Origin of the sequence: Undibacterium sp. Di26W (assembly GCF_049340265.1) — a bacterium.
Lineage (GTDB): Bacteria > Pseudomonadota > Gammaproteobacteria > Burkholderiales > Burkholderiaceae_D > Undibacterium.
Map to the genome: position 1 here is coordinate 102,306 of NZ_JBMPOR010000003.1, position 22,787 is coordinate 125,092.

Below are 22,787 nucleotides of genomic sequence, written 5' to 3' on the forward strand. Positions count from 1 at the left end.
GGTTCGGTACATAAGCGTTGTCTGATGACTCGCAGCTCAGCCTCAGCCTGTTGACTGTCTCCACCAAGCATCATTCCTTGCAAGCAAGTCATTGTTCTTAAAATACCGGTGGTACACTGGGTGCACAGAACAAACCGACGCATTTCAAACTAAACTATTGCATACGCATGGAGACTGGTGGCATTCGAAAAGAGCGTGACGCGCCCATACTGGCCATTGCGCTTTGCATTTGCCTGATCGCTGCTGCGATCATTGGGCAGAGCTGGTGGTCAATGGCGCAAGACAAGTCGCTAACGATCAACGCTGCCCAGGAACATAATTTCCTGGCAGTCCGTATTCTCGAAGAGCATGCCAGTGAAGTCCTGAACGATGCCCGCCAGGTCGCCAACGTGGTCAGCGACGAAGTGATGACCGAAACCAGGCTGCTCCCGGATGATGAAACCCTGATACGCCGGATGTTGCAGAGGCAGCGCCAGGAATCCGAGTTTATCAGCAGCATTTCCCTGATCAATCTGGGAGGCAAACGCTGGGTCTCCAGTGAGAAGGGCGAGCCGCCAGCGGAAGCGCAGCATAGCCTTGGCCATCTCACCTACCTTCTCGACAATCCTGCCGATACTAAGGCCGTACTTGGCAAACCCTTCAGGTTGGCAAAAAACGGGCATTGGGTACTACCTATCGCAAAAAGCTTTTTTGACTTGAAAGGGCAGCGGCTGGGCCTGATACAGATCGATGTCGATCTGGCTTATTTTCAGGATTTTTATGAACGTATCGCCCAAGGCAGCGGGGCCAGGATTGCCTTGCTTGATGAAGCCGGCCATACCTTGACCGGGACGGCCGATGTGACCAGGTCCGACAAGGCAGGGGAAGTCTTTCCGGCATCAGTCGTCGAGCAGATACGACAGAATAAATCGACTGAAGGCGTGCTCAGGGGCGATAGCTCTGACGGGCTTGATTCGCTGACCAGCTATCGCAAGATCAGCGAATTCCCACTGACCCTGCTGTATTCCAGAGAGATGAAGACTATCCTGGCCGATTGGGACGCCAGGGTCACACAAAAGATCATCGTGACCTCGGTGACAGCGGGATTCATTTTTGGCCTGGCATTGCTGCTGCTGTGGCAGATCCGGCATTTGCGCGATTCCAGAAGTCGGCTGCTGGCCAGCGAAAGCCGTTATCGCCACCTGTTTCAGGGGGCGCAGGATGCCATTTTGCTGATAGGGCGCGACTACATCTACGTAGATTGCAATCCGGCGGCGGTCAGTCTGTTTGGATTGAACAGCATGAGCGACGTGGTCGGGCAAAAGGTAGGCCGTTTTTCAACCACTGTCCAGCAGGTCAGTGGTCTGGATAGCCGTGACAAGGATATTTTGATCGTGACCCTGATTGACCGTGCCTTCAAGGGGGAGTCACCGCGCTTCGAATGGTCAACTGTACGCAATGAACAAATTCAATACAATGAAATTTCCCTGACCCGGGTAGAGGTCAATGGCGAGGCACTGATATTTTGCGTGGTCAGGGATATCAATGCGCACAAATACACCGAGCTGCTGATAGAGGGGCAAAATCAGTTGCTGCAACTGATGAGTGGTGATGAAGATTTACCCTTCATACTGGAAGCCATCAGTCAGTTCGTTGAAAAACTCTGCCCACACTGGCGTTGTGGCATACAGTTGCTGTCAGAAGACAGGCGCAGCTTTGCTCAGGCAACTGGCAGCCGTTTTCCTGGCGTCTTGTTGAAACAGATTCCGGGCATGACCGTTACCCATGGCAGTGGGATCTGGTCCGAGGTGGTGCTGACCACAAAACTTACCTATCTGCCTGATTTTTTGCATGCCCCTACCATGCAGTTTGTCAATGATGTGGAAACCCTGTCTGAGTTCGATTCCTGTGCCGCATCACCGATTTTTGGTAAAAATGGTCAGTTATTGGGAAGTTTTACCCTGTTCTCTTATAGTAAACAGGCCTTGTGTGAAAAAGACCTGGGCTTGATACGCATCACCGTCGATATTGCCGGTATTGCCATCGAAGGCCGGCGCTCGGAAAAGAAAATCCTGCAGCTGGCCCATTATGATGAATTGACTGGCCTGCCCAACCGCTTTCTGTACAACCAGCATTTGTCACGTTCACTGGCCATTGCCGAACGTAACCGCAGTCAACTGGCGGTTCTGTTTCTGGACCTGGATCGCTTTAAAAATATCAACGACACCTTTGGGCATGACGAAGGTGACCAGGTCTTGCGCACGGTTGCCAGCAGTTTCCGTTTGTGCCTGCGTGAATCGGACATCATTGCCAGGATAGGTGGCGATGAATTTATCCTGCTGATAGACCAGTTCAACGAAACCAGGGACCTGGGGGATGTCGCCGACAAGTTGCTGTTTGAGGCCGCCCAGCCGTTTGAAATCAATGGTCAGGAATGTCAGTTAAGCGCCAGTATCGGCATCGCCACTTTCCCGGCAGATGGCAAGGACGCCCAGACCCTGCTGAAAAATGCCGACATCGCCATGTACCGGGCAAAAAACAAGGGCAAAGACAATTACCAGTTTTATGCCTCGGAAATGAATACCCATACCGTGGAAAGACTGGCATTTGAAGCAAGATTGCGCAAGGCGCTGGAAAGACGGGAATTCGTGGTTTACTACCAGCCCAAGCTCGATGTCGTCAGTGGCCGGATAGTCGGTGCAGAAGCGCTGGTGCGCTGGAATCATCCTGAACGAGGATTGTTGTCACCGGTAGACTTTATTGCCCTGGCAGAGGAAGCGGGACTGGTGGCCCGTCTTGGCATGCTGGTACTGGATATTGCCTGCCGCGATATTCTAAGTTTCAGGACCGTGGACAAGAATTTTGGGCGGGTTGCCGTCAATTTATCCGGTGCCCAGTTCAATGACGCCCATATGCTGGATGAAGTCAAAAGTGTCGTCGATTTTTGGCGCGTACCCTCGAATTCCATCGAATTCGAGATTACCGAAAGCATGGTCATGCACAACCGCGAGCAGGCAATAGCGCTGATGGATGGCCTCAAGGATGCCGGCTTTACCCTGTCGATTGATGATTTCGGTACCGGCTATTCTTCGCTGGCCTACCTGAAGCGCTTCCCGGTTGACAGTGTCAAGGTGGACCGGTCCTTCATCAAGGATATCCCGGACGATCCGAATGACACGGCGATTGTCATGGCCATCGTCGCCATGGCGCATACACTGGGCATCAAGGTCATTGCCGAGGGAGTGGATTCAGCCACGCAACTTGCCACTTTGCGCGAATGCAAGTGCGACGAATATCAGGGCTTCTACTTCAGCAAGGCGGTGACCGACAAGGAATTCCTGCAGCTATTGCAGCGCCAAGCCAGGCTGAGCATGCCAGGCAACTAGTGCAGCACTGTACTAGCCCTGGTTACCGGCTTGGCGACCACTTCATGCGTGCCTGGGCGGCATCGCTGGTCTGTCGGCACGAAGATACCTATCCCGCATTAATCCCCCGTCAATACCAGCATCCTGCGTATGTGATCATTTTCGCAAAATACCGGCTCTTGCTGGCAGGATCGTGCACTTTGTATGATAATGCCGGGCGTTTTGGTTTTTGGTCCCGTTTCGGCAGTAGAAAGTTTTACCTCAGACAAGTTTCCTTTCTTTGCAGCATTTCACTTGCCTAATACCCGTTTCATTATGGTATCAGCAGGCAAACACATGGTTATATGTGAGATGCTACCTTCACTATATTTCGTAAGTCTCTAATTTATCAGGATAAATTGGAAACGCACTACCTCAAGTAGTTGCGCTAAGTCATTGACTTCATTAGAGAATTTCCAAATTTACCTCTGAAATGTGCTTGACCACGCTCAAGTCATCCTCTAAAGTGGGCAATAGTGTGAAAAAGTGTAATTTTGTGGAACAAATATCCGAAATTCGCTTACATTCCAGACTTCATTTCCAAATTGAGTTTTTAAGATTAATCGGTACGACAGGTTTTCAGGGTAAAGGTAGACAGCGTGTTTCAGGGGGCGTCCTCACTCAATCTCGATGCAAAAGGCAGAATGTCCATTCCTGCTCGGCATCGTGACGCGCTCAATGTGCAATGCGAAGGCCGTATCACCCTGACCCGTCACCCGGATGGATGCCTGCTGTTGTTTCCGCGTCCTACCTGGGAATCCCACCGTGAGCAAATCGCCGCCTGGCCTATTCAGGCACGTGACTGGAAACGTATTTTTCTTGGCAACGCCTTTGATGTGGAAATGGATGGTGCCGGCCGGATTCTGGTCGCGCCTGAATTGCGCAATGCCGTTGGCATGCAGCGCGATGTCATGCTGCTGGGCATGGGCAGTCATTTCGAGATATGGGATGCCGGCAAGCTTGCAGAAAACGAAGCGAAGGCCATTGCTGGCGGCGCTCCTGATGTATTAAACAATTTTTCTTTCTGATCGCGGGCAATGAGTATTCAGCAAGCGGCAGATTTTACGCACCAGACCGTGTTGTTGCATGAGGCTGTAGACGCCCTCGGCATCACGGATCAGCGTGCCAGCGGAATATATGTAGACGGCACCTTTGGCCGTGGCGGGCATAGTCGCCTGATCCTGTCGCAACTGGCCGCCGATGGGCGCCTGATCGCCTTTGACAAGGATACCCAGGCCATTGCCAGCGCGGCAGAAATTCGGGATACGCGTTTCCATATAGTGCATGACAGTTTTGCCACCATAGGCCAGGCCTTGCCGGACTGTGGTGTTGGCAAGGTCGACGGCATTTTGATGGATTTGGGCATTTCATCTCCCCAGGTGGATGACGCTACCAGGGGCTTCAGCTTCCGGTCAGACGGTCCGCTGGACATGCGCATGGATACCACGCGGGGCATCTCGGCAGCCGAATGGCTGGCGACTGCTGAAGAACAGCATATTACGGAGGTTATAAAAGATTATGGGGAAGAACGGTTTGCTTTTCAGATTGCAAAGGCGATTGTTGCTCGCCGGCAAGCAGAGCCCATTCGTGGGACACGACAGCTCGCAGAAATCGTCGCACACGCCGTCAAAACTCGCGAGAAGGGTAAAGACCCGGCAACTCGCACCTTTCAGGCTATACGGATTTTCATCAATCAGGAACTTGAAGATCTCGAAATAGGCCTGGCAGCAGCGTATGCGGCATTGGCACCGTATGGACGGATGTCGGTGATCAGCTTTCATTCGCTGGAAGACAGGATAGTGAAGCAGTTTTTCGCATCCAAAGTGAAAATGGAACAGCCGGATCGTCGTTTGCCGATCCGTCATGTAGATTTGCCGCAGCCACAAATGCGCCTGTTGAACCGCATCAAGCCGTCCGAGGCGGAAGTGAATGCCAATCCGCGTGCCAGGTCAGCCATCCTGCGGGTTGCCGAGCGTTTGCCGGAGGCTGCATGAGTACCCGTCTCAACATCATGTTGGCGATAGCACTGATTGCCTGTGCGCTGTCGCTGATCAATTCACAATATCAGGCGCGTCGCCTGTTTATCGAATTGGAAAGAGAACAAAGCCTTACCAAGCAATATGAATTGCAATGGACGCAACTGAAACTTGATCAGTCCACCTATGGCAAGCATTCCCGCATCGAGGCGACTGCGGTACGTGAGCTGAATATGGTGGCAGTAACACCAGACCGCACGCAATACCTGAAAGCGGTGGAGGAAAAATGAGTCGCACTGCCAACGTCCCACGTACCGCTGCTGCACGCGGTGTAGCCTTCTCATCCAGCCCGGTGCTGGATGTCAAGCTGCCGACCTGGCGTTCCCGCTTCATTCTGTTTCTGTTGTTCGCCGCCTTTATTGCCCTGATGCTGAAAGCTCTGTATTTGCAGGGCTTTGACAACGACTTCCTGAAACAGCAGGGTGCTAACCGCTATGCCCGTACGCTGGAATTGCCCGCCACCCGTGGCAAGATTACTGACCGTAATGGCCAGGTGCTGGCTTCGTCGGTGCCGGTCAAGGCCATCTGGGCCATTCCAGACGATGTGCTGGAAGCGCCCAAAGAAAAGATACAGCAGCTTGCCCAGTTGCTGGACATGACAGAAGCTGAACTGCGCAAGAAGCTCGATTCTGACCGTCAGTTCGTGTACCTGAAACGTCAGGTGGAAACAGAGGTGTCCGACAAGGTAGTGGCCCTGGGCATACCCGGCATAGAAACCCGCAAGGAATACAAGCGTTTCTATCCCGAAGGCGAAGTTATGGCCCACGTGGTCGGCTTTACCAATGTGGAAGACATCGGACAGGAAGGCATAGAACTGGCTTCAGAAAAAAACCTGGCCGGCAAAACCGGTAGCCGCCGTGTCATCAAGGACAGGCTGGGGCATATCGTTGAAGACATACAGGCAATCCGCGAACCGCATGACGGCAAGGACCTGACCCTGTCGATAGATAGCAAGATCCAGTACATCGCCTTCACCCACCTGAAAGAAGCGGTAGAAAAACACAAGGCAAAAGCTGGTGGTGCCGTGGTGCTGGATGTGAAAACCGGTGAAGTGCTGGCACTGGTCAATCTGCCTACCTATAACCCGAATGATAGGTCGGTATTGACTGGCGCCCAATTGCGCAACCGCGTCATGACCGATACCTTTGAGCCAGGTTCGACCATGAAACCAATTACGGTCGCCCTGGCGCTGGAATCGGGACGGGTTACACCAGATACCATGATACAGACAGCACCAGGTGTGATGGCGATCGGCCCTGCACTGATTCATGATGCGCATAAGCAAGGCATGTTGTCGGTTGCTCAGGTGATACAGAAATCTTCGAACATAGGCACGGCCAAGATGGCCCTGCAAATGCCGCCACAGGAAATGTGGGAAATGTTTACGACAGTAGGCTTTGGGCAGCAACCGAAATTTGGTTTCCCCGGCGCAGTTGCCGGTCGCTTGCGCAATTTCAAGAGCTGGCGCCCGATTGAACAAGCCACCATGAGCTATGGCCACGGTATTTCCGTATCCTTGATACAGATGGCCAGGTCCTACATGATTTTTGCCAGAGATGGCGACATGATACCGCTGACCTTCCAGAAATCTGCTGAGACCCCGACCGGGTCTCGTGTCATTTCCGAAAAGACGGCAAGACAATTGCGCGCGATGATGGAATCCGTCACCGAACCAGGTGGCACCGCTACCCAGGCACGTATCGCCGGCTACCGCGTCGCCGGCAAGACCGGCACTGCCCACAAGCTGGAAGGTGGGCGCTATGTGAATAAATACATCGGTGACTTTGTCGGCTTTGCGCCGGTATCCAATCCGCGCGTGATTGTAGCCGTCATGATCGATGAGCCGAGCGTTGGTGGGTATTACGGCGGCACGGTCGCCGCCCCGGTTTTTGCGGCAATCACGGCCAATATTTTGCGGTCGATGAACGTGCCGCCAGATTCATCAGTCGTCAATATTATTCCTGACAACAGCGTACAGGAAAGCATGTGATGACTAATAAAAATATAACTATGAATGAATTGCTGGACTGGCTGAAACAAATTGCGCCTGAGGCGCTATTGCGCTCAGACTCGCGCAACATCAACAAGGGCGATATATTTTTTGCCCTGCGTACCCACATCAATGACGGGCGGCAGCATATCGCCCATGCGGTGGCGAATGGTGCGGCAGCCGTCGTGCATGAAGCTGACAATTTCACCTGGGATGCAAGCATTGCTGTCCCCCACCTTGCAGTAGAAAGCCTGCTGGCGTTGGCCGGACCAGTGGCGCATGCTTGGTATGGCCAGGCTGACAGTGACTGGTTCAATGTTGCCGTCACCGGCACCAACGGTAAAACCTCGTGCTCACAATGGATAGCCCGCGCACTGTCTCTGAATGGCACGCCATCCGCTGTTATTGGCACCTTGGGCACGGGTATCTACAATAATGGCACGGCAGGGCAATTGGTAGAGACCGGTTATACCACGCCGGACGCCATCGGCCTGCAACAGAAAATTGCTGAACTCAAGCAGGACGGCGCACAGGCGCTGGCCATTGAAGCATCTTCCATCGGCCTGGATCAGGGGCGGCTGAACGGCTTGCATTTTGATGTCGCGGTGTTGACGAACCTGACGCGCGATCATCTTGATTACCATGGTGACATGGCGACGTATGCTGAATCAAAAGCAAGTCTTTTTGATTGGCCAGGCTTGGGCATGGCGGTGCTTAATCTGGATGATGCTTTTGGTTTGCAACTGGTACAGCGTGTACAAGCTGGCCATACTGCTACCCGTATTATAGGTTATAGCCTGGAAAAGAATACTGTTCCCGGCATCGAGGTGCTGACAGCCAGTAACCTGAAAACCAATTATGCCGGCACCAGCTTTCATCTCGAATCACCTTATGGGTCTGGTCTGGTCAAGACTCAACTCATAGGCAAATTCAATGTCAGCAATATCCTGGCAGTGATGGCAGTGTTGCTGGGCAAAGGCGTGGCCTGGAACAAAGCCGTGTCCATCATAGAAAAACTGAATCCGGTGCCTGGCCGCATGCAATTGCTGGGCACGGCAGGACATGTCATGGTGGTCATCGATTATGCCCATACGCCTGATGCACTGGAAAAAACCCTGGAAGTATTGCAACAAGTCGCCCAGGAAAGAGACGGCAAGTTGTGGTGCGTCTTTGGCTGCGGTGGTGACCGTGATCCCGGCAAGCGTCCACAGATGGGCAAGATAGCCGAAAGTGCCAGCCAGGTGGTAGTGACCAGTGATAATCCGCGCAGCGAAGATCCGTCTGCGATTATCCAGGACATCCTCAAAGGCATGAGTGGCACCCCGCAAGTCATCGAAGACCGGGCAAATGCCATCCTGTATGCGATTAAGCATGCAGATAATCACGACGTCGTTTTGCTGGCCGGTAAAGGGCATGAAACCTATCAGGACATCAATGGCAAGAAATGGCCATTTTCTGATGAAGAACATGCGGCTCTGGCCCTGGCGACAGTTGCCACCAGCGGCAATATGAAGAGGGGGAGCTGATGCAATTTTCCCTGCATGATCTGTTGCCGGCGATAAAAGGTGCAAGCCTGCAAGGCAATGCCACCAAGGTCACCAATGTCATCATTACTGGCCTGACCACAGATAGCCGCAAGATACGCGCTGGCGATGTATTCGTTGCCTTGCGTGGCGAAAATTTTGATGCGCATGATTTCTTGCCCCAGGTCGCAGCGGCTGGTGCGGCAGCAGTCATTGCCGAAGCCCTGCCTGCGGGATTCGGCTTGCCTGCGCTGGTGGTACCTGATACCAAACTGGCGCTGGCCGAAGTGGCCCGTTTCTGGCGTCAGCAATTTACCCTGCCTGTCATCGGTGTGACCGGCAGCAATGGCAAGACCACCGTCAAGGAAATGATTGCCTCTATCCTGGCCGCAGCCTTTGGGCCGGATGGCAGACTGGCGACCAGCGGCAATTTGAACAATGAAATCGGCGTACCGCTGACAGTCATGCAATTGCATGCCAGCCACCAGGCCGCCGTGATAGAAATGGGCATGAACCATCCGGGTGAGATTGCCTTGCTGGCCTTCGCCGCGATGCCTACCGTGGCACTGGTCAACAATGCCCAGCGTGAACATCAGGAATTCATGCAGACCGTAGAAGCCGTAGCAAGAGAAAACGGTGTCGCCATCCAGTCTTTACCCGATACAGGTGTGGCCGTATTTCCTGCCGGTGATGAATACAGCACCTTATGGCAATCCTTTGCGTCTGAACGTGGTCAGCGTAAAACCCTGCGTTTTGGTTTGACCACCGATGCCGATGTGCAGGCTACGTATACCCCCAGCGTATTCGGCAGTGATCTGCAAATGCTGGTGGCAGGGCAAGCTCTGTCAGTCAGGCTGAATGCCGCCGGCAAACACAATGTGTTGAATGCACTGGCAGCGGCAGCATGCTGCCATGCGATCGGTGTCAGCAATGCCGCCATCGTCGCCGGGCTGGAAAATTTTGCGCCAGTGAATGGTCGTCTGCAACGCAAGCAGGCTGTGTGCGGCGCAACGGTCATCGATGATAGTTATAACGCCAACCCGGATTCGGTCCGCGCCGCGATTGATGTGCTGGCACAGATTACTGGCCCGACCATACTGGTACTTGGTGACATGGGTGAAGTCGGCGAAAACGGCGCGCAATTCCACCAAGAAATTGGTGATTATGCCCGCCAGCGTGGCATACCGCGCTTGCTGTTATTGGGTGAATTGGTGGCACATACTGCCAGCGCCTATGGTGACGACGCTCAGCATTTCGCCAGCATGGAAGGCTTGTGCAAGGCGCTGGATGAACAACTGGCGGCGGATGCCACGGTGCTGGTGAAGGGGTCGCGTTTCATGAAAATGGAAAGAGCCGTTGCGCATCTGCTGACAGCAAACGAAAACAAATACGAAACAAATACATTACAACAAAAAACAAAAGGGGATCACTAGCATGTTGCTCTGGTTGGCTGAACTTTTCAAGCAGGATATAGGCTGGCTGCGCGTCTTCGGGTTTATTACCTTTCGCGCCGTATTTGCCACGATGACGGCCATCTCGATAGGTATTTTTGCCGGCCCTGCAGTCATACGCATGCTGACCCGCATGAAGGTCGGTCAGGCTGTGCGCAGCTATGGCATGGAAACACATCTGGTCAAATCCGGCACCCCGACCATGGGTGGGGTACTGGTCCTGATTTCCATCGGCATTTCCACCCTGCTGTGGGGTGATTTGGGTAACCGTTTTATCTGGGTTGTGATGATCGTTACGCTTGGTTATGGGGCAGTCGGCTGGGTCGATGACTATCGCAAGGTGGTCTATAAAGACCCGGAAGGCATGCGTTCGCGTGACAAATTTTTCTGGCAATCCCTGATTGGCCTGGTTGCTGCTTTTTACCTGGCGTTTTCGGTATCAGCTCCCAGCAATTCAAAGGTGATGGAATTGTTTATTGCCTGGATACAGTCCGGTTTCAATATGGACTTGCCGCCGAAAGCAGATTTGATGGTGCCTTTCTTTAAATCTGTCAGTTATCCACTCGGCGTCTGGGGTTTCATCGCGCTGACCTATTGCGTAATTGTCGGCACCAGCAATGCCGTCAACTTTACTGACGGTCTGGATGGCCTGGCCATCATGCCGACCATCATGGTAGGTTCAGCCCTGGGGCTGTTTGCGTATCTGACGGGGAATGTTGGCTACGCCAAATACTTACTGATACCCCATATCCCGGGTGCAGGCGAATTGTTGATTTTCTGTGGCGCGATGGCGGGGGCCGGTTTGGCTTTCCTCTGGTTCAATGCCCATCCGGCCCAGGTATTCATGGGCGACGTTGGGGCGCTGGCACTCGGTGGTGCGCTGGGTACGGTGGCTGTCATCGTCAGGCAGGAAATTGTCTTGTTCATCATGGGCGGCATTTTTGTTGCCGAGACACTGTCAGTCATGTTGCAGGTATCGTATTTCAAATACACCAAGAAGAAATTTGGTGAAGGCCGCCGCCTGTTTTTGATGGCACCGCTGCATCACCATTTTGAAAAGAAGGGCTGGAAGGAAACCCAGGTGGTTGTACGTTTCTGGATCATCACCATGCTGTTGGTATTGCTGGGTTTGTCTTCACTGAAATTACGTTGAGTTGTAGTGCCGTGTACTAATCCTGTGCGCAGAGTGTCAGAAGTTTGTTGTTTGTTTTGATTGATAGAAATAGTGGTTATGGATTTTTCGGGAAAACATGTCTTGGTTCTGGGTCTGGGTGAAACCGGGCTGGCAATGGCGCAATGGCTGCTGCGCGCCGGCGCACGCCTGCGTGTGGCCGATACCCGCGAAGCCCCGGACAGGTTGGCCCAATTACAGAAACTTCAGGCACTTCCTGAGCAGATCGAATTTATTGGCGCTGCCTTCGACACCACATTGCTGGACGACATTGATCTGGTGACCGTCAGCCCCGGTTTGTCACCCTTGCGTGAACTGCAAGACCTGCTACCGGCAGCCAATGAAAAATCCATCCCGGTCTGGGGTGAAATCGAATTGTTTTCCCAGGCACTGCTGGCATTGAAGGCAGAGCGCGACTATCAACCCAAAGTCATCGCCATCACCGGCACCAACGGCAAAACCACGGTGACCAGCCTGGTCGGCTTGCTGGTCGAACGTGCTGGCCTGACTGTCAAAGTGGCTGGCAATATCAGTCCGGCGGTGCTCGACGTATTAAGAGTATGCCTGGAACAGGATGCCTTGCCCCAGGTCTGGGTGCTGGAACTGTCAAGCTTCCAGTTGCATACGACGCATAGCCTGCAAGCCGATGTCGCTACCGTATTGAATATCACCCAGGATCACTTGGACTGGCATGGCAGCCTGCAGGCTTATTGCGCCGACAAGGCACGCATTTTTGGCGAACAGACTTTGCAGGTATTGAACCGTGATGATGCGCTCGTCATGTCCATGGCCAAATCACATGCGAATGCGGTCAGCTTTGGTGTGGATGCACCCAGGCACCTGGCGGATATGGGCCTGCTGAATGAACACGGCATGGGGTGGCTGGCTGTCGCCAGTGCCGCTGAAGATGCGCCAGTGGTGACGAATAGCCGTCGCAAGAAAAAAGAAGTGGAAGAAATTCCTACCATGGTCACCCGCCTGATGCCGACAGATGCCTTGCAAATCCGTGGTCAGCATAATGCCGCAAATGCCCTGGCTGCGCTGGCTCTGTGCCGTGGCATAGGCTTGTCGTTCGCACCTTTGCTGCATGGTTTGCGTGATTACAAAGGCGAACCGCATCGTGTCGAGCAGGTTGCCCATGTTGCCGGCGTTGATTACATTGATGATAGCAAAGGTACGAATGTCGGTGCCACCGTGGCTGCCCTGAAAGGTTTGGGACAACAATCCGATGCCTTGCACAAGCGCATCATCCTGATTGCGGGTGGCGAAGGCAAGGGGCAGGATTTCTCTCCTCTGGCAGACCCGGTTGAACGGTATACCAAGGCGGTCATCCTGATCGGCAAGGCCAAAGAAGAATTGCAGCAGGCGCTGGCAGTTACCAACGTTGCCTTGCATGTTGTCGCCAGTTTGGAAATGGCAGTCCAGGCAGCTGCTGAAATCGCCGCTGATGGCGATATCGTTTTACTCTCGCCTGCTTGCGCCAGCCTCGACATGTTCCGCAATTATGCGCACCGCGCCCAGGTATTTGTGGATGCAGTACGTGAAATTGCACTGGCACGGGGAGAGGTGTGCTGATGAAACAGCTACTATTGCCCCTGCAAAAATGGTCGTCAAAGTGGTCACCCTTCGGTAGTCCCCCTGTGACTACCAATCTGGCCAGCCGCTCCAAGATGATGGACTATGACCAGCCCCTGGTCTGGGTCACCGTCACCCTCATGCTGTTTGGCATGGTGATGGTGTATTCGGCTTCGATTGCATTGCCAGATTCACCCAAGTATGCAAATTATAAAAACGCGCACTTCCTGCTTCGCCAGGCGCTTTTTGTAGTCATCGCCTTGATTGCCAGCGCATTGGTTTTCCGCATTCCCATGGCGATCTGGCAAAAATATGCGCCTTACCTGTTTGTCGGTACGCTGGTGTTGCTGGTTGCGGTGCTGATACCTGGACTGGGCAAGGGCGTGAATGGTGCCAAGCGCTGGCTGTCATTCAAAGTATTGAATCTGCAGCCATCCGAATTGATGAAGCTGTTCATGGTCTTGTATGCCGCCGACTATACCGTGCGCAAGCAGGAATACATGCACAAACTGACCAAGGGTTTTGTTCCCATGCTGGCGGCGGTGGCTGTGGTGGGCTTGCTCCTGCTGCTGGAGCCTGACCTGGGTGCTTTCGGCGTCATCGTTTGTATTGCCATGGGCATCTTGTTTTTGGGCGGTATCAATGGCGTCTGGTTTGGTGGTATTGCAGCAACCCTGGTCGGTATTTTCACTTCGGTGATTTTGCTGTCACCCTGGCGGCGTGAACGTATTTTTGCCTACCTTAGTCCGTTTGAAGAAGATCATGCACTGGGCAAGGCGTATCAGCTCACGCATTCTTTGATTGCATTTGGCCGCGGTGAATTATTTGGCGTCGGCTTGGGAGCCAGTGTGCAAAAACTGCATTATCTGCCGGAAGCACATACTGATTTTCTGCTGGCTGTCATCGGAGAAGAGCTGGGCTTCGTTGGTGTCATGGCAGTGGTGCTCTTGTTTTACTGGCTGCTCAAGCACGCATTTGAAATCGGCCGTCAGGCCATTGCCCTGGACCAGACTTTTGCCGGGCTGACCGCCAAGGGTATAGGTATATGGATAGGTGTGCAGGCTTTTATCAATATGGGTGTCAACCTGGGTTTGTTGCCGACCAAGGGCTTGACCTTGCCCTTGATGAGTTATGGTGGATCAGGTGTCATGATTAATTGTGTAGGACTGGCGATACTGTTGCGCGTGGATTATGAAAACCGCGTCCTGATGCGAGGGGGCCGCGCATGAGTCAACTTATCCAAAAAATGCCAAAGAAATTGCTGATCATGGCAGCTGGCACCGGTGGACATATTTTCCCTGGTCTGGCGATTGCCGACATCATGCGTGAACGTGGCTGGCAAGTCAGTTGGCTGGGTACGCAAATCGGCATGGAAGGCCAGATTGTGCCCAAACACAATATCGCCATGGACAATATTGACTTTTCCGGCCTGCGTGGCAAGGGCTGGCAACATACTGTCAACGGTGCTTTCAAACTGGTCAAGAGTTTCTTTAGCTGCTTCAGCATCATAGGTCGCCGCCAGCCAGACGTGGTATTGGGTATGGGCGGCTATGTCACAGTACCTGGCGGCATGATGGCAGCCTTGCGCGGCAAACCTGTGGTCTTGATGAATGCCGATGCTGCCTTGTTGTTGTCCAACAAGGCTTTGCGACCTTTCGCCAGCAAGCTATTGTTTGGTCTGCCATCAGCAACCGTGCATGCCGACCAGAAAACCGAAGTGATCGGCAACCCCATACGCAAAGAGATTTGCGAATTGCCGGCACCGACCCGGCGCTATGCAGAACGCAGCGGTTCCTTGCGCATACTGGTGGTTGGTGGCAGCCTGGGTGCCAAAGTATTGAATGATGCCGTACCTTTGGCAGTGGCCTTGTTGCCAGAAGCGCAGCGTCCGCACATTACGCACCAGTCGGGCAAACAGCATATAGACGCACTGCGCCAGAGTTATGCGCAGGCGGGTGTGCAGGCTGAAGTGCTGGATTTTATCGATGATATGCCACGCCGTTATGCTGAAGCAGATCTGGTGATATGCCGTGCCGGTGCGATTACCGTATCTGAATTAACTGCGGCCGGTGTGGCCAGCATACTCGTGCCTTTCATGGCCTCGAGTACCTCACACCAAAAAGAAAACGCTATGTGGATGGCAGGGCAGCAGGCCGCTATCCATCTGCCACAAAGCGAATTAAACCCGGCCTTGCTGGCAGAAAAATTAAAAGCACTGGACAGAGCGCAATGCCTGACGATGGCTGAAACAGCCTATGCCCTGGGGCAGCGCGAAGCCAGTGCAAACATCGCCCACATTCTGGAAACATTAGCATGAAACACAAAGTCAAACACATCCATTTTGTCGGCATAGGCGGCTCAGGCATGAGCGGTATCGCTGAAGTCTTGCTGAATCTTGGCTATACCATTTCCGGTTCTGACCTGGGCAGCAATGCTGCATCAAAACGCCTGGCGCAATTGGGCGCAAAAGTGATGCTGGGTCACACCGCAGAAAATATAGACGGCGCAGATGCCGTGGTTACCTCGACCGCGGTCAAGGGCGACAACCCTGAAGTCATCGCCGCCCGTGCCAAACATATCCCCATCGTGCCACGCGCGATGATGCTGGCCGAGCTCATGCGTTTGAAAAGTGGTATCGCCATCGCCGGTACCCATGGCAAGACCACCACCACCAGCCTGGTTGCCAGCGTATTGGCGCAGGGCGGTCTTGATCCCACCTTCGTGATTGGCGGCTTGCTTAATAGTGCCGGTGCCAATGCCAAACTGGGCAGTGGTGATTTCATCGTTGCAGAAGCAGATGAATCGGATGCCTCTTTCCTGAACCTGCTGCCGGTGATTGAAGTCATCACCAATATCGATGCCGACCATATGGAAACCTATGGCCATGACTTTGCTCGTCTGAAGCAGGCTTTCATCGAATTTACCCAACGCCTGCCATTTTATGGCGTGGCTGTTTTGTGCCTGGATGATGCAAATGTGCGTGAAATCATGCCTTTTGTGTCGAAACCTATCGTCACCTACGGTTTTCATGAAGATGCGGATGTGCGTGCCGTAGATGCCACCGCATCGGGTGGCAAGATGCATTTCACCGTGGTGCAAGATGGCTATGAGAATATGCAGGTCAGCCTGAACCAGCCTGGCATGCACAATGTACAGAATGCCTGCGCCGCGATAGCGATTGCGCGTGAAGTTGGTGTCAGCGATGAAGCCACACAAAAAGCCTTGAGCGACTTCAACGGTGTTGGCCGCCGCTTCACCCGTTATGGCGAAATCGCATTGGCAAATGGCGGCACGTTTGCCCTGGTCGATGATTACGGTCACCATCCGGTGGAAATGGCCGCAACGCTGGCAGCAGCGCGTGGTGCGTATCCGGGCCGCAGATTGGTGCTGGCTTTCCAGCCGCATCGCTATACCCGTACCCGCGACCTGTTTGAAGATTTTGTGCGTGTGATTTCCAGCGCCGATGCAGTGGTGTTGGCAGAAGTGTATGCAGCAGGTGAAGCGCCAATACTGGCGGCAGATGGCCGTTCCCTGTCCCGTGCCCTGCGTGTCATGGGCAAGGTAGAGCCAGTATTTGTCGAAGATATGCAAGAAATGCCTGACAGTATTTTGCGGGTATTGAAAGACGGCGATGTGGTCATCGTCATGGGTGCGGGTTCCATAAACGCTGTGCCAGCAAAACTGGCACAGCCGGTATGAAAAACTAAATGATCAAAATATCATGAGCGAATTGAATTTGAAATCACTGGGAAAAGTAGGCGTGCTGTTTGGTGGCCGTTCGGCTGAGCGCGAAATTTCCATCATGTCCGGCACAGGTGTATTGCAGGCGCTGCGCAGTAAAGGTATCGATGCGCATCCGTTTGATACGGCTGAACGTAGCATTGCTGAACTGGCGGCAGAGAAATTTGATCGCGTATTCATCGCCCTGCATGGCCGTTATGGCGAAGATGGCAGCCTGCAAGGCGTGCTGGAACAATTGAACATCCCCTATACCGGCAGTGGCGTGATGGCATCGGCTATCGCCATGGACAAGATATTTACCAAGCGTATCTGGCAAACCCATGGTCTGGCCACTCCGGCTTATGCGGTACTGACACCAGAAACAGAATTGCGCCGCGTTCCTGATGAACTGGGCCTGCCATTATTCATCAAGCCGCCACATGAAGGCTCTACCCTTGGTATTACCAAGGTCAAAGGCTATTCCGACATGCAGGAAGCCTATACCCTGGCAGCGCAGTTTGATGAAGTGGTGCTGGCAGAAGAATTTGTCGAAGGTCGCGAATTAACCGTGGCGATATTGGGCAAGGGCAAGCAGGCCTATGCGCTGCCGATTACTGAAATCGTGGCACCAGAAGGCAATTACGATTATCAGAACAAGTATTTTACCGATGACACCAAGTACTTCTGCCCGGCACCACTGGACCAGGCATTGACGGACGAGATACGCAAGATGGCGGTGGATGCCTATCTGTCACTGGACTGTGAAGGCTGGGCGCGGGTCGACGTGTTATTGCGCAAGTCGGATAACAAGCCTTTCCTGCTGGAGATCAATACTTCGCCAGGTATGACCGGTCATTCGCTGGTGCCGATGGCAGCAAAGGCAATAGGGATGAGTTACGAAGATTTATGTGTAGAGATTTTGAAAACGGCAAGCCTGAAGATCAGATCTGAAGTAAAAAAATAAAGCGTTTGAAACTGAAAAATGTGGCATGACACCAAATTGATGAATAACACGGCAAACGCATTGTTTGTCCTGGTGTTGCTCGTTCTGGTGATATCCAGTGTGTGGTGGGTGATACAAAGGCCGTTTTTTACCCTGCGCGTGATCAGGGTGGAAGCTGCAAATGTTACTAGTGTTACGAATGATGCGAATGATGCGAAGACAGCCAGTGATGGTGCCTTGCGACATGTGAATGCATTGACGATCAGGAACACAGCCCTGCCTAAAATCAGGGGCAATTTTTTTACAGCCAATCTGGATTCAGTACGTACCGCTTTCGAAGCCGTGCCCTGGGTGCGCAAGGCCAGTGTGCAAAGGGAATGGCCAAACAAGCTGGTGGTAACACTGGAAGAACATATTGCCATGGGCACCTGGGGTGAAGCTGGCCAGTTGATTTCGGTGAAAGGCGATGTATTCACCGCCAATTTGGCAGAAGCAGAAGAAGACGCCGACCTGATCGCCCTGAGCGGGCCGGATGGTAGCGAGAAAGAAGTATTGGCGCAGTATCTGGATTTTAAGAGTTGGTTTGCCAAAGCCAACCTGGAACCAGAGTCAGTGAATTATTCCAGCCGCTATGCCTGGAGCCTGAAGTTGAACAATGGCATGCAGGTACAGTTAGGCCGGGTGCAGGATGGGACGACGCTCAAAAGCAGGGTAGAAAAATTGATGACGATCTATCCGCAATTGATCGCCAGTTTGCAGGACAGTATTGAAAGTGTGGACATGCGTTATCCGAATGGCCTGGCGCTCAAATCGAGTCATAGCAATATCGGATCAAAAAAGCAAACAAAAGCAAGTGGAAAGACATGACAAAAGACGCTAAAAATCTGATCGTTGGTCTCGATATCGGCACCTCAAAAATTGTGGCGGTGGTGGCAGAAGTCATGCCGGATGGTCGCCATGAAATCATAGGTCTTGGGCAACATGAATCCAAGGGCTTGAAAAAAGGGGTGGTCGTCAATATCGAAGCGACGGTGGAATCCATACAGCGGGCGCTGGAAGAAGCTGAACTGATGGCTGACTGCAAGATCCGTCATGTCTATACCGGCATTGCCGGCAGCCATATCCGCAGTTTTAATTCCAGTGGCATGGTGGCCATCAAGGACAAGGAAGTGACCGCAGCCGATGTGTCACGCGTGATCGAAACTGCCAAGGCAGTCAACATCCCGACTGACCAGCAGTTGCTGCATACGCTGCCACAAGAATTTATTGTGGATAGCCAGGACGATGTACGCGAACCGATAGGCATGAGCGGCATCCGACTGGAAGTCAAGGTGCATATCGTCACTGGTGCCGTATCGGCCGTGCAGAACATTGTCAAGTGCGTGCGCCGTTGTGGCCTCGAAGTATCTGACCTGATCCTGCAACCGATGGCATCTGCCGAAGCGGTGCTGACCAAGGATGAAAAAGAACTCGGTGTGGTGCTGATTGATGTCGGCGGTGGTACCACTGATGTCGCGGTATTCAGTGAAGGTGCCATCCGTCATACCGCCGTCATACCGATTGCCGGTGACCAGATCACCAATGATATTGCGATGGCCCTGCGTACACCGACATCCGAAGCAGAAGAAATCAAGGTGCGTTTTGGGGTCGCCAAGCAGGTGTTGGCAGACCCGTCGGACACACTGGAAGTACCTGGTCTGGGGGATCGCGGTCCACGTTCGCTGTCACGTCAGGCATTAGCTGCCGTGATTGAACCGCGCGTCGAAGAATTGTTTGCGCTGGTGCATCAGGTCGTACGTGAATCCGGTTATGAAGATGTGCTGTCTTCAGGCATCGTTTTGACCGGTGGTTCTGCTGCCATGCCGGGCATGGTTGAAATGGCGGAAGATATTTTTTTGAAGCCGACCAGATTAGGTATGCCAGCGTACAGTGGGCAGTTGGCAGATGTGGTACGTAGCCCGCGCTACGCCACAGTTTTGGGGTTGTTGTTGGAAGCAAAGAAGCAGTATTTGCGTGGTCATCTGGTCACCCGGCAGGAAGGTTCTGCCAAAGCGGTCTGGCAACGCATGAAAGAGTGGTTTTTAGGGAATTTTTAACTTGTATTTTGTATCTAAATTGGTGTAGTCATTTTATAATAGTTCGATCTACAGTTATTAGTCGCTAGTCGTCACAATCGGTGATGCCTAGCGACTGATAACTGCCTACCTGGAGGAGTCATGATGGAGTTCGATATGGTTGATAACGCCACACAAGGCACCGTAATTAAGGTTGTCGGCGTGGGCGGTGCAGGCGGCAATGCAGTTCAGCATATGATTAACAAAGGCGTTTGCGGTGTTGAGTTCATCGCTGCCAATACAGATGCACAGGCGCTGTTGCTGTCGAAAGCGCATAACGTCATACAGATCGGCGAAACCGGTTTGGGTGCCGGCATGAAACCTGAAGTCGGTCGCAAGCTGGCGGAAGATTCCCGTGCGCGCATTGAAGACGCATTGCGTGGTGCGCACATGGTCTTCATCGCGGCCGGTATGGGTGGTGGTACAGGTACTGGTGCCGCACCTATCGTTGCTCAGGTTGCCAAGGAATTGGGTGCCTTGACAGTGGCGGTGGTATCCAAGCCTTTTTCTTATGAAGGCAAAAAATGCATGGACATCGCGGACGAAGGTCTGGAAGCGCTGTCCCAGCACGTGGATTCACTAATCATCATTCTCAACGAAAAACTCGAAGAGATTTATGAAGACGACAGCATGATTGAATGGCTGCAGCATGCCGATGATGTACTCAACAATGCCGTTGCCGGTATTGCAGAAATCATCAATGTGCCTGGCCATATCAACGTCGATTTCAATGACGTGAAAACCATCATGGGCGAGCAGGGCAAGGCCATGATGGGTACGGCAACCGCTTCCGGCGTTGACCGTGCACGTATTGCAGCCGAACAGGCAGTTGCTTCACCGCTGCTGGATGGTATCGATCTGTCTGGTGCACGCGGTGTGTTGGTGAATGTGACGGCCAGCCGTGGTCTCAAAGGTAAAGAGATCAAGGAAGTCATGGCAGCAGTACGCGCCTTCGCCGCACCGGATGCATCCATTGCGCAAGGTATTGCGTATGACGACACCATGGGTGACGACATTCGCGTAACGGTCGTGGCAACGGGTCTGGGTCGTGGCAAGAAAAATATCCAGCTGGTACAAACACCGGTATTGCGTACAGGTACCCATAATGAACCAGTGATGTCCAGCCCTGTCATGACATCCGGCACTATTTCCGCCGGCAATGTTGGAACAGGATTTGATGGCCTGAGCAAACCGGCAGTATGGCGTCGTGAATCTGCATCAGAAACAGTGCGTGCGCTGGAAAAAAATGGCATGGAAACATATGACATTCCAGCCTTCTTGCGCAAGCAGGCGGACTGATGTTTTCAGTCTCCAGAACAACGCCAGTTCGAAAGAAACTGGCGTTTTTTGTTGGTAGACCAAAAAACTAGACCAAAAAGCTCACCACAGAGACACAGAGAAAAACAAGAGAAAAAAGAGAAACGAAAGAGAAATGAAAGAGAAAATCTTACCGATATAAAACTCTTCTATCTTTAGCGTCCAAGAAATTCAAATTCATTTTTTTCTCTTGTTTTTCTCTGTGCCTCTGTGTCTCTGTGGTGAGAGGTCTTAAGCATTATCCTTTTAACTTCTGCAAGAAAATCCTAGCTCAGGCATACTGGCGTCCTTCAGTGTCGGTGTTGATGTAGCGCAAATTTCTCTGTTTTACAGAGAAGGCCGCATTCAGCAAGGCATTGAATATCCGAATACTTATCTAGGGAGCATAAAATGACAATCAAGATTGGCGATACCCTGCCTGAAGGCAGTCTGGCAGAATTTATTGAAGTGGAATCCGAAGGATGTTCACTGGGACCGAATACTTTTAATGTGTCAGACCTGACCAAGGGCAAGACTATCGCGATTTTTGGTTTGCCTGGTGCTTACACACCAACTTGTTCCGCCAAGCATGTGCCTGGCTATATCGCCAATGCAGCAGCCTTGCAAGCCAAGGGCGTGGATGAAATCTGGTGTATCTCCGTGAATGACGCATTCGTCATGGGCGCATGGGGCCGCGATCAAAAAGCCACTGGCATCGTACGCATGATGGCTGACGGCAATGCCGCTTTCAGCAAGGTGCTGGGCCTGGATGCTGATTTCACTAAATTCGGCATGGGCACACGTTCACAGCGTTATTCCCTGCTGGCAGTAAATGGCGTGGTCAAGCAGCTCAATATTGAAGAAGGCGGCAAGTTCGAAGTATCGAACGCAGAAACACTGCTGGCACAACTGGGCTAATTTTTATCCAGTCATCTTCAGTATGAAAAAACGGCGCTGCACCTGAGCGCCGTTTTTTTTGGGCCGTACCTATTGCTTAATCCAGTGCTTTGGACATGATATGTGACTGTACGCCATAGCCTTGCGCCCTGTAAAACGACATGGCGTTTTGATTGAAGTCGAATACTTCCAGCCGCACTTCTACTGCCTGATGCGCGCGTCCCCAGGCGGTAGCAGCATCCATCAGCATGCGCCCCACGCCTTTTTGTTGATGCTGGTCCGACACCACGATGGTGCCGATGCGGCAGATGCGTCGGCAATACAGAAAAGGGATAGTCATGTTTTCATGCCAGCTGACGGTAATGAAACCGATCACTTTCTCATCCTGGCAAGCCAGCAGGGCGCAGGTGTGGGCAGCCTGAAAAGATGCCTGCCAGAACAGGCGATCAAGTTCACGCTGGTTGTGCTTCACAAAAATATGCGGCGCATGCGCATGGTGTTGCGCATTGATCTGATCACTCAGCACACACATGGCCTCGACGTCTTCAGACGTGGCTTTGCGGATGGTAACTGTTGTTATTTGTGCATGCATTGATTTTGCTTTTATCCAGTTTTAGAACCTGTTTGCGATCTTAAGCGCGGGCGCAACCGGAGTCCACGCGGGGCTCATGCGCGGATCTTTACCCCA

18 protein-coding genes are annotated in these 22,787 nt (G+C 52.7%); 17 read left to right on the plus strand and 1 reads right to left on the minus strand.

Annotation, left to right across the window (positions count from 1 at the left end; all coding sequences use genetic code 11):
* Positions 1–167 precede the first annotated feature (167 nt).
* The 17 genes from ACO0LM_RS04840 (at position 168) to ACO0LM_RS04920 (ending at position 22,120) form a co-directional block, all read left to right on the plus strand.
* A complete protein-coding gene (locus ACO0LM_RS04840) occupies positions 168–3,365 on the plus strand; it encodes an EAL domain-containing protein (RefSeq protein WP_423034831.1) in 3,198 nt (1,065 codons plus the stop codon).
* Between the two features lie 617 nt (positions 3,366–3,982).
* A complete protein-coding gene (mraZ, locus tag ACO0LM_RS04845) occupies positions 3,983–4,411 on the plus strand; it encodes a division/cell wall cluster transcriptional repressor MraZ (RefSeq protein ID WP_422982870.1) in 429 nt (142 codons plus the stop codon).
* 9 nt (positions 4,412–4,420) lie between these two features.
* Positions 4,421–5,377 (plus strand): 16S rRNA (cytosine(1402)-N(4))-methyltransferase RsmH, encoded by a 957-nt coding sequence (rsmH, locus tag ACO0LM_RS04850; protein WP_423034833.1) that lies wholly within the window; start codon positions 4,421–4,423, stop codon positions 5,375–5,377.
* Positions 5,374–5,649, plus strand: coding sequence for a cell division protein FtsL (gene ftsL, locus ACO0LM_RS04855; RefSeq protein ID WP_423034834.1), 276 nt, complete (start codon positions 5,374–5,376; stop codon positions 5,647–5,649). Before rsmH ends, ftsL begins: the two co-directional genes overlap by 4 nt.
* The gene (locus tag ACO0LM_RS04860) at positions 5,646–7,409 is read left to right on the plus strand and encodes a peptidoglycan D,D-transpeptidase FtsI family protein (RefSeq protein WP_423034836.1); all 1,764 of its coding nucleotides are present in this window, start codon (positions 5,646–5,648) and stop codon (positions 7,407–7,409) included. Before ftsL ends, ACO0LM_RS04860 begins: the two co-directional genes overlap by 4 nt.
* On the plus strand, positions 7,409–8,935 hold the full coding sequence (locus ACO0LM_RS04865; RefSeq protein WP_423034838.1) for a UDP-N-acetylmuramoyl-L-alanyl-D-glutamate--2,6-diaminopimelate ligase: 1,527 nt from the start codon (positions 7,409–7,411) through the stop codon (positions 8,933–8,935). Before ACO0LM_RS04860 ends, ACO0LM_RS04865 begins: the two co-directional genes overlap by 1 nt.
* A complete protein-coding gene (locus ACO0LM_RS04870) occupies positions 8,935–10,365 on the plus strand; it encodes a UDP-N-acetylmuramoyl-tripeptide--D-alanyl-D-alanine ligase (protein WP_423034840.1) in 1,431 nt (476 codons plus the stop codon). The genes ACO0LM_RS04865 and ACO0LM_RS04870 overlap by 1 nt, the downstream gene beginning before the upstream one ends.
* A gap of 1 nt (position 10,366) precedes the next feature.
* A complete protein-coding gene (gene mraY, locus ACO0LM_RS04875; protein ID WP_423034842.1) occupies positions 10,367–11,536 on the plus strand; it encodes a phospho-N-acetylmuramoyl-pentapeptide-transferase in 1,170 nt (389 codons plus the stop codon).
* Between the two features lie 78 nt (positions 11,537–11,614).
* Positions 11,615–13,129, plus strand: a complete 1,515-nt coding sequence (gene murD / locus ACO0LM_RS04880; protein ID WP_423034844.1) for a UDP-N-acetylmuramoyl-L-alanine--D-glutamate ligase — start codon at positions 11,615–11,617, stop codon at positions 13,127–13,129.
* A 95-nt stretch (positions 13,130–13,224) separates the two neighbouring features.
* A complete protein-coding gene (ftsW, locus tag ACO0LM_RS04885) occupies positions 13,225–14,358 on the plus strand; it encodes a putative lipid II flippase FtsW (RefSeq protein WP_423035248.1) in 1,134 nt (377 codons plus the stop codon).
* Entirely contained in the window at positions 14,355–15,446 is a 1,092-nt protein-coding gene (gene murG / locus ACO0LM_RS04890) for an undecaprenyldiphospho-muramoylpentapeptide beta-N-acetylglucosaminyltransferase (RefSeq protein ID WP_423034846.1), read from the plus strand. Before ftsW ends, murG begins: the two co-directional genes overlap by 4 nt.
* Complete coding sequence (gene murC / locus ACO0LM_RS04895; RefSeq protein WP_422982888.1) at positions 15,443–16,828, plus strand: UDP-N-acetylmuramate--L-alanine ligase; 1,386 nt, start codon at positions 15,443–15,445, stop codon at positions 16,826–16,828. Before murG ends, murC begins: the two co-directional genes overlap by 4 nt.
* 19 nt (positions 16,829–16,847) lie before the next feature.
* Positions 16,848–17,813, plus strand: a complete 966-nt coding sequence (locus ACO0LM_RS04900; protein ID WP_423035250.1) for a D-alanine--D-alanine ligase — start codon at positions 16,848–16,850, stop codon at positions 17,811–17,813.
* Between the two features lie 18 nt (positions 17,814–17,831).
* Entirely contained in the window at positions 17,832–18,659 is an 828-nt protein-coding gene (locus tag ACO0LM_RS04905; RefSeq protein WP_423034848.1) for a cell division protein FtsQ/DivIB, read from the plus strand.
* Positions 18,656–19,888, plus strand: a complete 1,233-nt coding sequence (gene ftsA, locus ACO0LM_RS04910; RefSeq protein ID WP_423034850.1) for a cell division protein FtsA — start codon at positions 18,656–18,658, stop codon at positions 19,886–19,888. The genes ACO0LM_RS04905 and ftsA overlap by 4 nt, the downstream gene beginning before the upstream one ends.
* Positions 19,889–20,011: 123 nt before the next feature.
* On the plus strand, positions 20,012–21,205 hold the full coding sequence (gene ftsZ, locus ACO0LM_RS04915) for a cell division protein FtsZ (RefSeq protein WP_423035252.1): 1,194 nt from the start codon (positions 20,012–20,014) through the stop codon (positions 21,203–21,205).
* A gap of 408 nt (positions 21,206–21,613) precedes the next feature.
* Entirely contained in the window at positions 21,614–22,120 is a 507-nt protein-coding gene (locus ACO0LM_RS04920; protein WP_422982896.1) for a peroxiredoxin, read from the plus strand.
* A gap of 76 nt (positions 22,121–22,196) precedes the next feature.
* Here ACO0LM_RS04920 and ACO0LM_RS04925 read toward each other — a convergent pair whose 3' ends face one another.
* The gene (locus ACO0LM_RS04925; protein ID WP_423034852.1) at positions 22,197–22,691 is read right to left on the minus strand and encodes a GNAT family N-acetyltransferase; all 495 of its coding nucleotides are present in this window, start codon (positions 22,689–22,691) and stop codon (positions 22,197–22,199) included.
* Between the last annotated feature and the right edge of the window lie 96 nt (positions 22,692–22,787).